The sequence below is a fragment of the Pseudomonas sp. UW4 genome (assembly GCF_000316175.1).
GTDB lineage: Bacteria > Pseudomonadota > Gammaproteobacteria > Pseudomonadales > Pseudomonadaceae > Aquipseudomonas > Aquipseudomonas laurylsulfatiphila.
Genome location: NC_019670.1, coordinates 1,982,957 through 1,997,084 on the forward strand (window position 1 = coordinate 1,982,957; position 14,128 = coordinate 1,997,084).

At 62.3% G+C, this 14,128-nt stretch carries 14 protein-coding genes; 12 read left to right on the top strand and 2 right to left on the bottom strand.

The window, feature by feature from the left end:
- Position 1: 1 nt before the first annotated feature.
- The 10 genes from PPUTUW4_RS08630 to PPUTUW4_RS08675 all read left to right on the top strand — a co-directional run bounded on the left by PPUTUW4_RS08630 (position 2) and on the right by PPUTUW4_RS08675 (position 9,753).
- Positions 2-883 carry a CoA-transferase gene (locus PPUTUW4_RS08630; RefSeq protein WP_015094281.1) on the top strand — a complete coding sequence of 294 codons (882 nt, stop codon included), beginning with the start codon at positions 2-4 and terminating at the stop codon, positions 881-883.
- A 12-nt stretch (positions 884-895) separates the two neighbouring features.
- The gene (locus tag PPUTUW4_RS08635) at positions 896-1,684 is read left to right on the top strand and encodes a CoA transferase subunit beta (protein WP_015094282.1); all 789 of its coding nucleotides are present in this window, start codon (positions 896-898) and stop codon (positions 1,682-1,684) included.
- A 25-nt stretch (positions 1,685-1,709) separates the two neighbouring features.
- Positions 1,710-2,582 (top strand): enoyl-CoA hydratase, encoded by an 873-nt coding sequence (locus PPUTUW4_RS08640; protein WP_015094283.1) that lies wholly within the window; start codon positions 1,710-1,712, stop codon positions 2,580-2,582.
- A 2-nt stretch (positions 2,583-2,584) separates the two neighbouring features.
- On the top strand, positions 2,585-3,652 hold the full coding sequence (locus tag PPUTUW4_RS08645) for a nitronate monooxygenase (protein WP_015094284.1): 1,068 nt from the start codon (positions 2,585-2,587) through the stop codon (positions 3,650-3,652).
- A 29-nt stretch (positions 3,653-3,681) separates the two neighbouring features.
- Positions 3,682-4,437 carry an enoyl-CoA hydratase family protein gene (locus tag PPUTUW4_RS08650; RefSeq protein ID WP_015094285.1) on the top strand — a complete coding sequence of 252 codons (756 nt, stop codon included), beginning with the start codon at positions 3,682-3,684 and terminating at the stop codon, positions 4,435-4,437.
- A 10-nt stretch (positions 4,438-4,447) separates the two neighbouring features.
- Positions 4,448-5,614 carry an acyl-CoA dehydrogenase family protein gene (locus PPUTUW4_RS08655; RefSeq protein ID WP_015094286.1) on the top strand — a complete coding sequence of 389 codons (1,167 nt, stop codon included), beginning with the start codon at positions 4,448-4,450 and terminating at the stop codon, positions 5,612-5,614.
- Between the two features lie 10 nt (positions 5,615-5,624).
- Positions 5,625-6,680 (top strand): acyl-CoA dehydrogenase family protein, encoded by a 1,056-nt coding sequence (locus PPUTUW4_RS08660; RefSeq protein ID WP_015094287.1) that lies wholly within the window; start codon positions 5,625-5,627, stop codon positions 6,678-6,680.
- A 168-nt stretch (positions 6,681-6,848) separates the two neighbouring features.
- Positions 6,849-7,997 carry an acetyl-CoA C-acetyltransferase gene (locus tag PPUTUW4_RS08665; RefSeq protein ID WP_015094288.1) on the top strand — a complete coding sequence of 383 codons (1,149 nt, stop codon included), beginning with the start codon at positions 6,849-6,851 and terminating at the stop codon, positions 7,995-7,997.
- A gap of 161 nt (positions 7,998-8,158) precedes the next feature.
- Complete coding sequence (locus PPUTUW4_RS08670; RefSeq protein WP_015094289.1) at positions 8,159-9,034, top strand: SDR family oxidoreductase; 876 nt, start codon at positions 8,159-8,161, stop codon at positions 9,032-9,034.
- Between the two features lie 209 nt (positions 9,035-9,243).
- On the top strand, positions 9,244-9,753 hold the full coding sequence (locus PPUTUW4_RS08675; RefSeq protein ID WP_015094290.1) for a DUF1993 domain-containing protein: 510 nt from the start codon (positions 9,244-9,246) through the stop codon (positions 9,751-9,753).
- Positions 9,754-9,940: 187 nt separating this feature from the next.
- On the opposite strand, the gene sstT is transcribed toward PPUTUW4_RS08675, so the two are convergent.
- Positions 9,941-11,173, bottom strand: a complete 1,233-nt coding sequence (gene sstT, locus PPUTUW4_RS08680; RefSeq protein ID WP_015094291.1) for a serine/threonine transporter SstT — start codon at positions 11,171-11,173, stop codon at positions 9,941-9,943.
- Positions 11,174-11,639: 466 nt separating this feature from the next.
- Between sstT and PPUTUW4_RS08685 the strand changes: the two genes are divergently transcribed.
- Positions 11,640-12,803, top strand: coding sequence for an MFS transporter (locus tag PPUTUW4_RS08685; RefSeq protein ID WP_015094292.1), 1,164 nt, complete (start codon positions 11,640-11,642; stop codon positions 12,801-12,803).
- On the opposite strand, the gene nhaR is transcribed toward PPUTUW4_RS08685, so the two are convergent.
- Positions 12,790-13,689 carry a transcriptional activator NhaR gene (nhaR, locus tag PPUTUW4_RS08690; protein WP_015094293.1) on the bottom strand — a complete coding sequence of 300 codons (900 nt, stop codon included), beginning with the start codon at positions 13,687-13,689 and terminating at the stop codon, positions 12,790-12,792. The genes PPUTUW4_RS08685 and nhaR overlap by 14 nt on opposite strands.
- A 184-nt stretch (positions 13,690-13,873) precedes the next feature.
- Between nhaR and PPUTUW4_RS08695 the strand changes: the two genes are divergently transcribed.
- Positions 13,874-14,116 carry a hypothetical protein gene (locus tag PPUTUW4_RS08695; protein ID WP_015094294.1) on the top strand — a complete coding sequence of 81 codons (243 nt, stop codon included), beginning with the start codon at positions 13,874-13,876 and terminating at the stop codon, positions 14,114-14,116.
- Positions 14,117-14,128: the final 12 nt, after the last annotated feature.

Below are 14,128 nucleotides of genomic sequence, written 5' to 3' on the forward strand. Positions count from 1 at the left end.
GATGGACAAGCAAATGACCACCGCCGAGATCGTCGGCCAACTGCGTGACGGCATGACCATCGGTATCGGTGGCTGGGGTCCGCGCCGTAAGCCGATGGCGCTGGTGCGCGAAATTCTGCGCTCGGATCTCAAGGACCTGACCGTGGTCGCCTACGGCGGTGCGGATGTCGGCATGCTCTGCGCCGCCGGCAAGATCAGGAAACTGGTGTTCGCCTTCGTCTCCCTGGATTTCATTCCGCTGGAGCCGTACTTCCGCAAGGCGCGCCAGGAAGCCGCGCTGGACGTGATGGAAATCGACGAAGGCATGCTGCTGCTCGGCCTGCGGGCGGCGGCGATGAATGTGCCGTTCATTCCGACCGCCGTGGGCCTGGGCACCGATGTGCTGCGCCACAACCGCCAGATCAAGTTGATCGCCTCGCCCTACGCCGATGGCAAGGATTGGGTGGCGATGCCGGCCCTCAAGCTCGACGCGGCGCTGGTGCATGTCGACCGTGCCGACAAACGCGGCGTGTGCCAGATCAGCGGCCCGGATCACTACATGGACGACCTGTTCGTGCGGGCCGCGACCCACAGCTACGTGACTTGCGATGAACTGGTCGACAGCGAGTACTTCCATCAGGACAGCGCCCATGCCCATCAAGTGTTCTGGGAACGCAACCTGACCACAGCCGTGGCCCACGTGCCGGGCGGTGCGCATCCGTCGTCCTGCGCGCCGCTGTACGGTTTCGACGTCGCGCACTTCAAGGCCTACAACGCCACCGTACAGGCGGCCGATGGCTGGGAAGGTTACGTGCGCGACTACGTCGACTGCACCCACGAACAGTACCTGGACAAGGTTGGCGGCCTGGCTGCGATCCGTGAACTGCCGTTGCCGATTTTCTAAGGGAGCCTTGCGATGAGCACTACCACTTACAGCCTCGCCGAACTGATGATCTGCGCCGCCTCTGAAGCCTGGCGCGAAGACGGCGAAGTGTTGGCCACCGGCATCGGTGTGATCCCGCGCCTGGCAGCATCCTTGGCCATGCTGACCAGCAACCCGCAACTGCTGATGACCGACTCCGAAGCCTACATGGTCGCCGAACCGGTGCCTTTGGGCGCGCGCAAGGGCTACGAGCCCAAGCGCGACAGCTGGATGGGTTTCTCGCGGATTTTCGACAACGTCTGGGGCGGCAAGCGCCATGCACTGGTCGGCCCGACCCAGATCGACCGCTTTGGCCAGGCGAACATTTCCTGCATCGGCGACTACGCCAAACCCAAGGCGCAGATGCTCGGTGTGCGCGGTTTCCCCGGCAACTCGGTCAGCCACGCCAACTCGTTTTGCGTGCCGAGCCACAACCGTCGGGTGTTCGTCGAAGGCGAGGTCGATATGGTCGCTTCGGTCGGCTACAACCCGGCCCGCCTGGCGCGTGGCTGGAAGCTGGACGACATCGACATTCGCCTGATCATCACCGACCTCTGCGTCCTGGATTTCCAAGGCCCGCAACGGCAGATGCGCATCCGTTCGCTGCACCCCGGCGTGACGGCGGCGCAGGTCCAGGACAACACCGGCTTCGAGTTGCACGTGCCGGACGACTGCCCGACCACCGCAGCCCCGACCACCGAGCAATTGCAACTGATCCAGCGTCTGGACCCGCACAACCTGCGCGCCCTGCAGCTTAAAGACAACCCGCCAGGCCAGCGCTGAGCGCCCGCGTTTTCGGAGACAAGTGATGGCTGAACATAACGACAAGAACGAGGCCGAGGTGGTCCTGTACGAAGTGCGCGACGCGGTGGCAATCGTCACCATGAACCGCCCCGAGTACCACAACGCACAGAACTCGCAGATGACTTATGCGCTGGACGCGGCGTTTCGCCGGGCCTGCGATGACGATGAAGTGAAGGTCATCGTGTTGCGCGGCGCCGGCAAGCATTTCTCCGCCGGGCATGACATCGGCACCCCGGGCCGCGACGTCGACAAGAGCTTCGATCGCGCCAGCCTGTGGTACGACCATGTGAACAAGCCGGGCGGCGAGTTTCTCTATGCCCGCGAACAGGAAGTCTATCTGGGCATGTGCCGACGCTGGCGCGAGATGCCCAAGCCGACCATCGCCATGGTCCAGGGCGCGTGCATTGCCGGTGGGCTGATGCTGGCCTGGGTGTGTGACTTGATCGTCGCCAGCGAGGATGCGTACTTCGCCGATCCGGTGGTGCGCATGGGCATTCCCGGGGTCGAGTATTTCGCCCACGTGCATGAATTGAACCCGCGCATCGCCAAGGAATTCCTGTTCCTTGGCGAACGCATGCCGGCACCGCGTGCCTATCAGATGGGCATGCTCAATCGGGTGGTGCCGCGCGACGAGCTGGAACAACAGACCCTCGACATCGCCGGGCGCATCGCCCAGATGCCGCGCCTGGGCCTGCAACTGAGCAAGCAAGCGGTGAACAACGCCGAAGACCTGATGGGCAAGCGCGCGACCATGGACATGGTGTTCGGCCTGCATCACTTCGCCCATGCCCACAACGAACTGGTGTCCGGCGACCGCCTCGGCGGCTACGACGCCAAGGCCATGGCCAGTTCCCAGCGCAAAACGGGCGAGGCGTGAGCATGGCGATTTCGTTGAATACCCGCCTGACCGAGCTGCTCGGTTGCCGCTATCCGATCATCCAGACCGCCATGGGCTGGGTCGCCGATCCGAAACTGGTGGCGGCCACGGGCAATGCCGGTGGTTTCGGTTTTCTCGCCGGGGCGACCATCGAACCGCAGCAGATGGAAGCGGCGATTATCGAAACCCGGCGCCTGACCGATCAGCCGTTCGGGGTGAATTTCCACATGTACCAGGCCAATGCCGGCGAGATCGTCGAGCTGGTGTTGCGCCATAAAGTCCGTGCGGTCAGCTACAGCCGTTCGCCGGGCAAGCAAATGATCAGCCGCCTGAAAGATGCCGGGGTGGTGTGCATTCCCACGGTCGGCGCGCTCAAGCATGCGCAGAAAGCCGTGGAAATGGGCGCCGATGCGGTGACCGTACAGGGCGGCGAGGGCGGTGGGCACACCGGTTCCGTGCCGACCTTGATGCTGCTTGATCAAGTGGTCAATGCGGTTTCGGTGCCCGTGGTGGCGGCCGGTGGTTTCAAGGACGGCAAAGGCCTTGTGTCGGCCCTGGCCTACGGTGCTGAAGGCATCGCCATGGGCACGCGTTTTTTGATGTGCGCCGACAGCCCGGTGCCGCAGGCGACGTTGGCGCGTTACCTGGCGGTCAAGGACCCGGCCGCGATCATCATCAGCCGCGCCATCGACGGCATGCCGCAACGGATGATCCGCAACGAGTTGCTCAACCAGCTGGAAAACAGCGGCGGTCTCAAGCGCCTGTTGCTGGCCTTGCAGAGTGGTCTGGCCTACCGCCGCCACACGGGCATGAGCCTGACGCAACTGCTGACCAGCGCGCTGAAGATGCGCGGTGCCGGAGAGTTGACCGCCGCGCAAAGCATCATGGCCGCCAACGCGCCGATGGTGATCCAGAAAGCCATGGTCGACGGGCAACCGGCCGCGGGCGTGTTGCCTGCCGGACAGATCGCCGCATCCATCGACAGCTTGCCCAGCTGCGCCCAATTGATTGAACAGATCGTCCGCGACGCCGAAGCGCGCCTGGGCGAACTGTGCTGCCGTGTGTCGTAAGGGGCCATGCATTGTGAAGGAAGGAAACCATGAAACCATTTAGCGTCAGCATCGAACACGGCATTGCCGAACTGGTGTTCAACCGGCCACCGGTCAACGCCTTCAACAACCAGGGCTGGGCTGATATCGCCAGCGAGATCGAGGGCCTGGGCCGCAACGACGACGTGCGGGTGATCCTGATCCGTGCTGAAGGTCGCGGCTTCTGTGCCGGGGTCGATATCAAGGAACTGGCCGCCGACGGCAACCTGATCGTCGCGGTGAACAAGGGCAACTACGACAGCTTCAAGGCCATTCACCGCAACCCGAAACCGGTGATAGTGGCCGTGCACGGCTTCGTGCTGGGCGGCGGCATCGGCATCTGCGGCGCTGCCGACATCATTGTCGCGTCCGAGTGCGCCACCTTCGGCGTGCCGGAAGTGGATCGCGGGGCCATGGGTGGCGGCGCGCATTTGCAGCGCCTGTTCCCGGTGCAGAAGGTCCGCCACATGTACTTCACCGGCGAGCCGATCGACGCCGCCGAAGCTTACCGCCTGGGCGCGGTGGAGCAGGTGGTCAAGCGCGAAGACTTGCGCGAAGCCGCGTTGCAGATCGCCCGCACCATCGCCGCCAAGAGCCCGGGCATGATCAGCCTGGCCAAGGAAGCGCTGACAGGCATCGAAGACGGCAATCTGGAAGACAAATACCGCTGGGAGCAGGGCTTCACCCTCGAAGCCTACCGCTCACTGGACTCTCAGGAAGCACGCGACTCGTTCGTCGAGAAACGCGATGCCCGATTCAACGGCTGAAGGCATATCCATGGACCTGACCTATACCCCGGCCCAGCAGGCCTTTCGCGTTGAGGCGCGAACCTGGCTGGCGGCCAATGTACCGAGTGAACCGCTGCAATCGTTCGACACCGAACAGGGCTTTGCCGAGCACCGCGCCTGGGAAGCCAAGCTCAACGAAGGCCGTTGGGGCATGGTCACCTGGCCGACCGAACTCGGCGGGCGCGGCTGCGACCTGATCGAGTGGCTGATTTTCGAGGAGGAATACTACCGTTCCGGGGCACCGGCACGGGTCAACCAGAACGGTATCTTCCTGCTCGGCCCGACCCTGATGGAGTACGGCAGCGAAGAACAAAAGGCTCGGTTTCTGCCGCGCATGGCCACCGGCGAAGACATCTGGGCCCAGGCCTGGTCCGAGCCGGGTGCCGGTTCCGACATGGCGGCGATCCGCTCCAAGGCGGAACGGGTGGGCGACCACTACGTGATCAATGGCCAGAAGACCTGGTCGACCCGCGCGGTGTGGGCCGATTGGGTGTTCGGTATTTTCCGTACCGATCCACAGTCCCAGCGCCATCACGGCCTGACCTTCATCCTGCTGCCGCTGAATACGCCGGGCATCACCGTGCGGCCGATTCCGCAGCTCAATGGTTTGCCGGGTTTCGCCGAAATCTTCTTCGACGACGTCAAGGTGCCGGTGGAAAACGCCCTCGGCGGCGAAGGCATGGGCTGGCACGTGGCGATGTCCACCGCCGGTTTCGAGCGCGGTTTGTTGCTGCGCTCGCCGGCGCGTTTCCAGGAAACCGCCAAGCGTCTGGTGCAGCTGTACCTGGCTAACCGCGAGCAGGCCGACCGCGACCCGGCCATCGGTGAGGCGGTGATGCGCGCCTGGCTCGATGCCGAGGCCTACACCCTGAGCACCTACATGACGGCCTCGCAACTGGTGCAGGGCGGCAAGATCGGGCCGGAATCGTCGACCAACAAGATCTTCTGGTCCGAACTCGACCAGCGCATGCACGACACCGCCATGAGCATTCTTGGCCTGCGTGGTGAGCTGCTGCCGCAAGCCCCGGCCGCCGGTGACGTCGGCCATTGGCTGGACGGTTTCCTGTTTGCCCAGGCCGGGCCGATCTACGCCGGCACCAACGAGATCCAGCGCAACATCATTGCCGAACGCATGCTCGGCATGCCGCGTGCCTGAGGAATAGACCATGGACTTTAGTTTCAGCCGCGACCAACTGCTGTTTCAGGACAACGTCCGCAGCTTCCTGATCAACGAAGTCACCCCGGAACGCATTCGCGAACTGTGGCAGAGCGACGGCGGGCGCAGTGAGCGACTCTGGGCGCAACTGGTGGAACTGGGCCTGACCGCGCTGACCGTGCCCGAGGCGCAGGACGGCATGGGCATGAATGAATTGGATTTCGTGCTGATTGCCCAGGAATGCGGTTACGCCGGTCTGCCCGAACCGCTGGTGGACACCATGCTGGTGGGCGTGCCGATGCTCGCCGCCCTCGATGAGCAACACGCGACGCTCAAGCAATACTGGTTGGCGCGAGTTGCCGAGGGCAGTGCACGTCTGACCGTTTCTGAACCGGGGAACCCGCTGGTCAGCGATGCCCATGTTGCCGATCTGCTGTTGCTGGCCCATGGCGATGAAGTGCATGCACTGGAGCGCAATGCCGTGCGCCTGACCCGCAACGAGTCGGTCGACCCGAGCCGTCAACTGTTCCAGGTCGAATGGACGCCGACTCCCGCTACTTGCGTAGCCAGCGGCGAACAAGGAAGGCAACTGTGGGCGGCCGCCTTCAACCGAGGCGCTCTCGCCAGCGCTGCGCAATTGCTGGGGCTGGCCAAACGCATGGTCGACCTGGCGGTGGACTACACCTTCGAGCGCAAGCAGTTCGGCAAGCCGGTCGGCTCGTTCCAGGCGGTCAAGCATTTGATGGCCAACGTCGCGGTGCAGATCGAGTTCGCCAAAGGTCCGCTGTACCGCGCCGCTTATGCGCTGGCCGAGCAGCAACCGGGGCAGGACGTGCTGGTGTCCCACGCCAAGCTGGCAACGGCGGAAGCGGCCATGCTGGCGGCGAAGAACACCATCCAGGCCCACGGCGCCATGGGTTACACCTGGGAAGTCGACCTGCATCTGTTCATGAAACGCGCGTGGGCGCTGGACAAGGTCTGGGGCGATCGCGGCCATCACAAAGGGCGGATTCGTGCGGCGCTGTTTGACGGCAAATCGGCGCTGGGCGCGGGCAGTACGTTTTAACCCGTCAGTAAGGGTGACTACATCCCTGTGGGAGCGAGCTTGCTCGCGATGGCGGTGCGTCAGATGGCATCAATGTTGGATGTGTCGGCCTCATCGCGAGCAAGCTCGCTCCCACAGGTTTTTCGGCGCTCTCAATACCAGATTTCAATTTTTTCACCGAGGTAGACCATGCCTGAAGCCTATATCGTCGACGCCCTGCGCACGCCCACCGGGCGGCGCAAGGGTGGTCTGAGCCAGATTCACGCCGCCGATCTGGGCGCGCATGTTTTGCGCGCACTGGTCGAGCGCAATGACATTCCCGACGAGGATTACGACGACGTGATCTTCGGCTGTGTCGACACCATCGGCCCGCTGGCCGGTGACATCGCCCGCACCAGTTGGCTGGCGGCCGGCCTGTCGCAATCAGTGCCGGGCACCACTATCGATCGCCAGTGCGGTTCGTCCCAGCAAGCGGTGCACTTCGCGGCGCAAGCGGTGATGAGCGGCACCCAGGACGTGGTCATCGCCGGTGGCGTGCAGACCATGACTCAGATCCCGATTTCCTCGGCGATGATCGCTGCCGAGCCCTTGGGCTTCACCGATCCGTTCAGCGGCTCCGAAGGCTGGGTGCGGCGCTACGGTGCGCAACCGCCGACGCAGTTCCGTTCGGCGCAGATGATCGCCGAAAAGTGGGACCTGTCCCGGGCGCAGCTTGAAGCCTATTCGCTGGAGTCCCATCGACGGGCCCTGCAGGCCATCGAGCAAGGCCGTTTCAACCGCGAGATCGTGCCCTTGGCCGGCGTGCTGCACGATGAAACGCCGCGCCAGACCAGCCTGGAAAAAATGGCCGAGCTGGAATTCCTGTTCGGCTGTGACCGGGTCACCGCGGCAGTGTCGAGCCAGACCTGCGACGCGGCCAGCGCGATGCTGATCGTCTCGGAGGCGGCGCTCAAGCGTTACGGCCTGACGCCACGGGCACGCATCCATCACCTTAGCGTGCGTGCCGAAGACCCGATCTGGATGCTCACCGCCCCGATCCCGGCCACGGCCTACGCGCTCAAGCGTGCGGGGATGAAACTGAAAGACATCGACCGGGTGGAGATCAACGAGGCTTTCGCGTCGGTGGCCATGGCCTGGTTGAAAGAGACGGGCTATCCCCACGAACAGACCAACGTCAACGGCGGCGCGATTGCCCTCGGCCATCCGCTGGGCGCCACCGGCACCCGTTTGATGTGCAGCCTGCTGCATGAGCTGGAGCGCAGCGGCGGACGCTTTGGCCTGCAGACCATGTGCGAAGGCGGTGGGCAGGCCAACGTGACCATCATCGAACGTTTGTAATCAGGAATCACACCGATCCTGTAGGAGCGAGCCTGCTCGCGATGGACTCAAGAACGACGCGGTTATTCAGATACCCCGCGTATTCGTTAACGACCATCGCGAGCAGGCTCGCTCCTACAGGGGATTGTGTCGATTAGTGAAGAATTTGAAGGAATAGACTCATGAAAATCTGTGAAAACCGCGTCGTGATCATCACCGGTGCCGGCGGTGGTCTGGGCCGCGCCTACGCGATGGCCTTCGCTGCCGAAGGCGCGAAGGTGGTGGTCAACGACATCAACCGCGAAGCGGCCCTGGCCGTGGTCGGCGAAATCCTCGGCCAGGGCGGCAGTGCCGTGGCCAACAGCGACGACATCACCCGTTATGACTCGGCAGGGCTGATCGTGCGCCAGGCCATCGAAACCTTTGGCGACCTGAACGTGGTGGTCAACAACGCCGGCATCTGCCGTGACCGCATGTTCGCCAGCCTCAGCGAATCCGACTGGGACGCCGTGGTGGCCGTGCACCTCAAGGGCCACTTCTGCATTTCCAGCCACGCCGTGAAGTACTGGCGTGAGCAGGCCAAGAGCGGCGCCAAGGTCGATGCGCGGATCATCAACACCAGTTCCGGCGCCGGTTTACAGGGTTCCATTGGACAGTCCAACTATGCGGCGGCCAAGGGCGGTATTGCTTCGCTGACGCTGGTGCAGGCGGCTGAACTGCGCCGTTACGGGATCACCGCCAACGCCCTGGCGCCGGCCGCGCGTACCGGAATGACCGAGCAGGTGTTCGCCGACACCATGAAAAAGCCTGAAGCGGGCTTCGATTACTTCGCCCCGGAAAACGTCGCGCCGCTGGTGGTGTGGCTGGGTTCCGAGGCGTCCGCCGAGGTGACCGGGCAGATGTTCGAAGTCGAGGGTGGCAAGTTGTCGATCGCCGATGGCTGGCGCCGTGGCCCGCAACTGGATCGCCAGGGCCGCTGGGCGGTTGGCGAGATGGGGGATGCTGTCGCGCAGCTGCTGATGCAAGCGGTCCCGGCGGCCAAAGTGTACGGCAGCTGAAAAAGACCGGTCTCGGATGGGCGGCACGCGGCTATAATCGGCCAAAATCGAACCCCTGTGGGAGCGAGCTTGCTCCGGGCGGCGTTCCGACGATGGACTCCAGCGCGACGCGTGTATTCAGACAGAACGCGTTATCGTTCACGTCCATCGCGAGCAAGCTCGCTCCCACAGGTTTCCCGCGATCCTCCCGTCACCATACGAGACCTGCCATGACCATTTCCCTGTACGACGCTTCCGTGCCTGTTTTCCAGCAAATGCTCAATGCCCTGAGCGATGTACTGAAAAAGGCCGAGGCTCACGCCACTGAAAAAAACATCGACCCTAACGCCTTCCTGCAAGCGCGCCTCTTCCCGGACATGTTCCCGCTGGTGCGCCAGGTACAGATCGCCGTTGATTTCGCCAAGGGCGTTTCTTCCCGTCTGGCCGAAGTTGAAGTGCCGAAGTACGACGACACCGAAACCACTTTCGCCGAACTGCAAGCGCTGCTGAGCAAAGTTCTGGCTTACATCGGCGAGTTCACGCCTGAGCAGATCAACGGCAAGGAAGGCATCGAGATCGTCACCCGTCCGGGCACGCCTAAAGAGAAGCGCTTCAGCGGCCAGTCCTACCTGCTGACCTATGGCCTGCCGCAGTTCTTCTTCCACGTCACCACCACTTATGCACTGCTGCGTCACAACGGCGTGGAAGTGGGCAAGCGCGACTACATGGGCGCGTTCTAAACCGCCCGGGTACAAAAAAGCCCGCCAAGGTTTACGCCTTGGCGGGCTTTTTCATACACGCATATGTTTCAAATACACCGCCGACCCTGTGGGAGCGGGCTTGCCCGCGATGGCGGTGTAACCTTCAACATTGATGTTGACTGACCCACCGCTATCGCGAGCAAGCTCGCTCCCACAGGGATTTGTGTCAGGCCAGGCGCTCTGTTTTTGCCTCTTCACCCAGGCAAGCCGCCGCGGTGAACAGCACATCGGTGGACGAGTTCAGCGCGGTTTCCGCCGAGTCCTGCAACACGCCGATGATGAACCCGACCGCCACCACCTGCATGGCGATTTCGCTCGGGATGCCGAACAGACTACATGCCAGCGGAATCAGCAACAGCGAACCGCCGGCCACACCCGAAGCACCACAGGCGCAGATCGCTGCGACCACGCTCAGCAGGATCGCGGTGGGAATGTCCACGGTGATGCCCAGGGTGTGTACGGCGGCCAGGGTCAGCACGGTGATGGTGATCGCCGCGCCGGCCATGTTGATGGTCGCGCCCAGCGGGATCGATACCGAGTAGGTGTCTTCGTGCAGGCCCAGGCGCTTGCTCAATTCCAGGTTGACCGGAATGTTCGCCGCCGAACTGCGGGTGAAGAATGCGGTGATACCGCTTTCGCGCAGGCAGGTCAGCACCAGCGGGTACGGGTTGCGGCGCAGTTTCCAGAAGACAATGATCGGGTTCATCACCAGTGCCACGAACAGCATGCAGCCCAGCAGCACGGCCAGCAGGTGCGCATAACCGATCAAGGCGCCGAAGCCGGAGGTGGCCAGGGTCGAGGCCACCAGCCCGAAGATGCCCAGTGGAGCGAAACTGATCACCAGGCGCACGATCACGGTCACGCCGTTGGACAGGTCGCCCAGCACTTCACGAGTGGTGTCGCCGGCATGGCGGATGGCGATGCCCATGCCGATGGCCCACGCCAGAATGCCGATGAAATTGGCGTTCATCAGCGCGCTGACCGGATTGTCGACCACGCTCAGCAACAGGCTTTGCAGCACTTCGCCAATCCCGCCTGGCGCTGTGACCGCGACGTCCTGGGTCGACAGCACCAGGCTGGACGGGAACGTCATGCTGGCAACCACCGCGACCACGGCCGCGGCGAAAGTGCCCAGCAGATACAGGAACAGAATCGGCCGGATGTGGGTTTCCTGGCCGTGCTTGTGGTTGGCAATCGACGCCATGACCAGCACGAACACCAGAATCGGCGCGACGGCTTTCAGTGCCGAGACAAACACTTTGCCAATGAACGCCGTGGATTTCGCCACGTCGGGGGCCAACAGGGCCAGGGTAATACCGGCGATCAGGCCGACCACGATCTGTGTGACCAGGCTCAAGCGTTTAATGCGGTGTAATAGAGAAGGGGATGAAGCAGTCATAAAACAGCATCTCTGATTTTTTATTAATGCATGGTTTCGCAGGTTTGCGGCAACAAACAGGGCAGGCCGCAGGCAGGAAACCGAGAAGGAAACACAGGGATCAATGTCTTTTAAGGTGTTGAACGTCGCATTTCTTGTGGGAGCGAGCTTGCTCGCGATGACGGTGGCACAGTCCATAGTTGCGTTGTCTGACAGTCCGCCATCGCGAGCAAGCTCGCTCCCACAGGTTTTGCCCTTAAATAATCGGCATTAACCACAGGGTGTACTTTTTCAGGGCGCGGACTTTATCACAGCGCAGGTATGATCCTTCAGACCTGTGACGAACTGCCGCCCTGGTCTTCAACGCGAATTGCAGGTTCGTGCAACCGCATCCGAAAACACTCTGTTAAGATTCGCCATCCTCATTTTCATGTCTGCCAGTGGGCCTTCGGGCTATCGCTGGTGTCGTCGTTTTCTGGAGTTGTGCATGCGGTTGTTGCCCATTCTTCTGTTGTCTGCCGCCGGTTTCACGGTGCTGACCACGGAATTCATCATCGTTGGCCTGTTGCCGGCTATCGCCAGGGACCTGGAAGTCAGCATCCCGCAGGCCGGTTTGCTGGTGACCTTGTTCGCGTTTACCGTGGCCGCGTTCGGGCCGTTCCTGACGGCCTGGTTCGCCCGCTTCGAGCGGCGCAAGCTGTTCATCTCGGTACTGATCCTGTTTGGCCTGGCCAATACGCTGGCGGCGCTGGCGCCGAACATCTGGGTGATGGCGTTTGCCCGGTTGATCCCGGCGCTGGGGCTACCGGTGTTCTGGGCGCTGGCCAGCGAAACGGCGGTGGACATCGTCGGGCCGGATTACGCCGGTCGCGCCATCGCCAAGATCGGCTTCGGCATTGTCTGCGCCACTGTGTTCGGCATTCCGGTGGGCACGCTGATTTCCGATGCGTTCGGCTGGCGCAGTGCCTTTGCGATTCTGGCGGTCATCGCCTTTGCCAAGGCGCTGCTGCTGTTTATCTATCTGCCCAGGACCAACCTGCACCAGCATCAGGTGAGCTTTGTGTCGCAGTTCAAGATCCTGCGCAGCCCGCTGATGCTCGGTCATGTGTTGCTGTCGGTGATTGTGTTCAGCGGCATGTTCACGGCCTATACCTATCTGGCCGACATCCTCGAGCGTCTGGCCGGCTTCAACGGCACACTGGTCGGCTGGTGCCTGATGGGCTTCGGCGCGGTCGGGTTGATCGGCAACTCCCTGGGCGGCCGGGCGGTGGATCGGCATCCGCTGATGGCGTCAATGATGTTCTGCGCGTTCATGATTGCCGGTCTGGTGGCGCTGGTGCCGAACATCCATTCGCCGCTCGGTCTGGCGGCGGCGATGGGCATCTGGGGCGTGACTCAGGCGGCGTTGTTCCTGGTCAGCCATGTGCGCCTGATGAAAGCCGCGCCCGAAGCGCCGGCATTTGCCGCGTCGCTGAACATCGCCGGGGCCAACCTCGGCATCGGCCTGGGCGCGATGATCGGTGGTCGGGTGATCGACAGCGTCGGCCTGCAAGGCCTTGGCTTTGCCGCCGCCGCTTTCATTCTGGCTTCGATCCTGCTGGCCATCGCCCTGATGACGTTCAAGCCGCGCGAAGCGGTTACAGCGCTGTAAACAGCTCGCGTCGGGCACCTTCGGTAATGGCGACAATGCCGGGGTGCTTGACCTTGCGCTCCACTGAGATGGCATAGAACGACTCGCTCACCGCATCGGTCTGGCCGATCACTTGCACGCCATACTGGCGTCGCACTTCATCGGCAATCACGCTCGGACCGATGAAGATCCCGCTGCCGGATTGGCCGAAGGCCTGCATCAGGGCGCTATCGTCGAACTCGCCGACAATCTGCGGCTGGATCTGCTGCTCGGCGAACCAGCGCTGCAAACGGCTGCGCACCACGGTTTCCGGACCTGGAATCAGCAGTGGCGCACCGTGCAGGTTGCGCGGGAAGTCCTGACCGAAGCGTGCCGCCAACTCAGGGGTGGCGAAGAAGCTGATCCCGCACTCACCCAGTTTCTGGCTGTAGCCCTTGATGTCCAGGTGCGACGGCATCGGGCTATCGGAGATCACCAGGTCCAGGCGCTGGATCGCCAGGTCGGCCAACAAACGTTCAAGCTTGTCTTCGCGGCAGGTGATGCGCAGCGGTTCGCTCAGCTCCATGGTCGGTGCAATCAGGCGATAGACGATGGACTTGGGCACCACGTCGGCCACCCCGACACGAAACAGAATTTGCTGCTCATTGGGTTGTGCCCGCAGCATCAGTTCCAGTTCGCCACCCAGCTGGAACATTTGCTCGGCGTAGGGCAGTGCCTGGCGTCCGGCCTCGGTCAGTTCGAGTTGTCGTCCGACGCGCCGAAACAACTCGATGCCAAAGGTCTGTTCCAGCAATGAAATCTGCCCGCTGATGGTTTGCGGCGTGAGGTTCAGTTGTTCGCAGGCGCGCACGATGCTGCCGGTCTTGGCCACCACCCAAAAATAATGCAGTTGTCGATAATTCAACATAGGTACGGTCCCTGTAAGAGCAGCCTTCGGCAGCTTCTACATAAAAGCAAGGAAGTATTGGTTCGTAAAAATCGAAGTATATACCGCAAAAATACGAATTTTCCTGAAGTGTTTGCTTCCCTAGAATGCATCGCTATCAACGGGCCATCGTTTCGGTCCCGTTCGTTCTATCGAGGGAAGCATCATGAAAATTAAAGCCACGGCGCTGTTGATCACATCTTTACTGGTATTGGCCGGTTGCGACCAGGCCGAGCAAAGCGCTCAACAGTTGATGGGCAAGGCCGCCGAAAGCGCCAAACAGGCGATTGACGATACCCACAAGGCTGCCGAACAGGCACTCAACGATGCCACCAGCGGGTTGATCAGCAAAAAAGAATCACCGGAAAAAGAATCGGAAAAAACCGAATCTTCCTCCCAGGAAATCTAAACCGTATTACAA

Bases quoted from the DNA above. Each gene is read 5' to 3' on its own strand.
- PPUTUW4_RS08640 (WP_015094283.1), top strand. From the start codon at position 1,710: ATGGCTGAACATAACGACAAGAACGAGGCCGAGGTGGTCCTGTACGAA.
- PPUTUW4_RS08660 (WP_015094287.1), top strand. From the start codon at position 5,625: ATGGACTTTAGTTTCAGCCGCGACCAACTGCTGTTTCAGGACAACGTC.
- nhaR (WP_015094293.1), bottom strand. From the start codon at position 13,689: ATGTTGAATTATCGACAACTGCATTATTTTTGGGTGGTGGCCAAGACC.
- PPUTUW4_RS08635 (WP_015094282.1), top strand. From the start codon at position 896: ATGAGCACTACCACTTACAGCCTCGCCGAACTGATGATCTGCGCCGCC.
- PPUTUW4_RS08665 (WP_015094288.1), top strand. From the start codon at position 6,849: ATGCCTGAAGCCTATATCGTCGACGCCCTGCGCACGCCCACCGGGCGG.
- PPUTUW4_RS08695 (WP_015094294.1), top strand. From the start codon at position 13,874: ATGAAAATTAAAGCCACGGCGCTGTTGATCACATCTTTACTGGTATTG.
- PPUTUW4_RS08670 (WP_015094289.1), top strand. From the start codon at position 8,159: ATGAAAATCTGTGAAAACCGCGTCGTGATCATCACCGGTGCCGGCGGT.
- PPUTUW4_RS08655 (WP_015094286.1), top strand. From the start codon at position 4,448: ATGGACCTGACCTATACCCCGGCCCAGCAGGCCTTTCGCGTTGAGGCG.
- sstT (WP_015094291.1), bottom strand. From the start codon at position 11,173: ATGACTGCTTCATCCCCTTCTCTATTACACCGCATTAAACGCTTGAGC.
- PPUTUW4_RS08650 (WP_015094285.1), top strand. From the start codon at position 3,682: ATGAAACCATTTAGCGTCAGCATCGAACACGGCATTGCCGAACTGGTG.
- PPUTUW4_RS08685 (WP_015094292.1), top strand. From the start codon at position 11,640: ATGCGGTTGTTGCCCATTCTTCTGTTGTCTGCCGCCGGTTTCACGGTG.
- PPUTUW4_RS08645 (WP_015094284.1), top strand. From the start codon at position 2,585: ATGGCGATTTCGTTGAATACCCGCCTGACCGAGCTGCTCGGTTGCCGC.
- PPUTUW4_RS08630 (WP_015094281.1), top strand. From the start codon at position 2: ATGGACAAGCAAATGACCACCGCCGAGATCGTCGGCCAACTGCGTGAC.
- PPUTUW4_RS08675 (WP_015094290.1), top strand. From the start codon at position 9,244: ATGACCATTTCCCTGTACGACGCTTCCGTGCCTGTTTTCCAGCAAATG.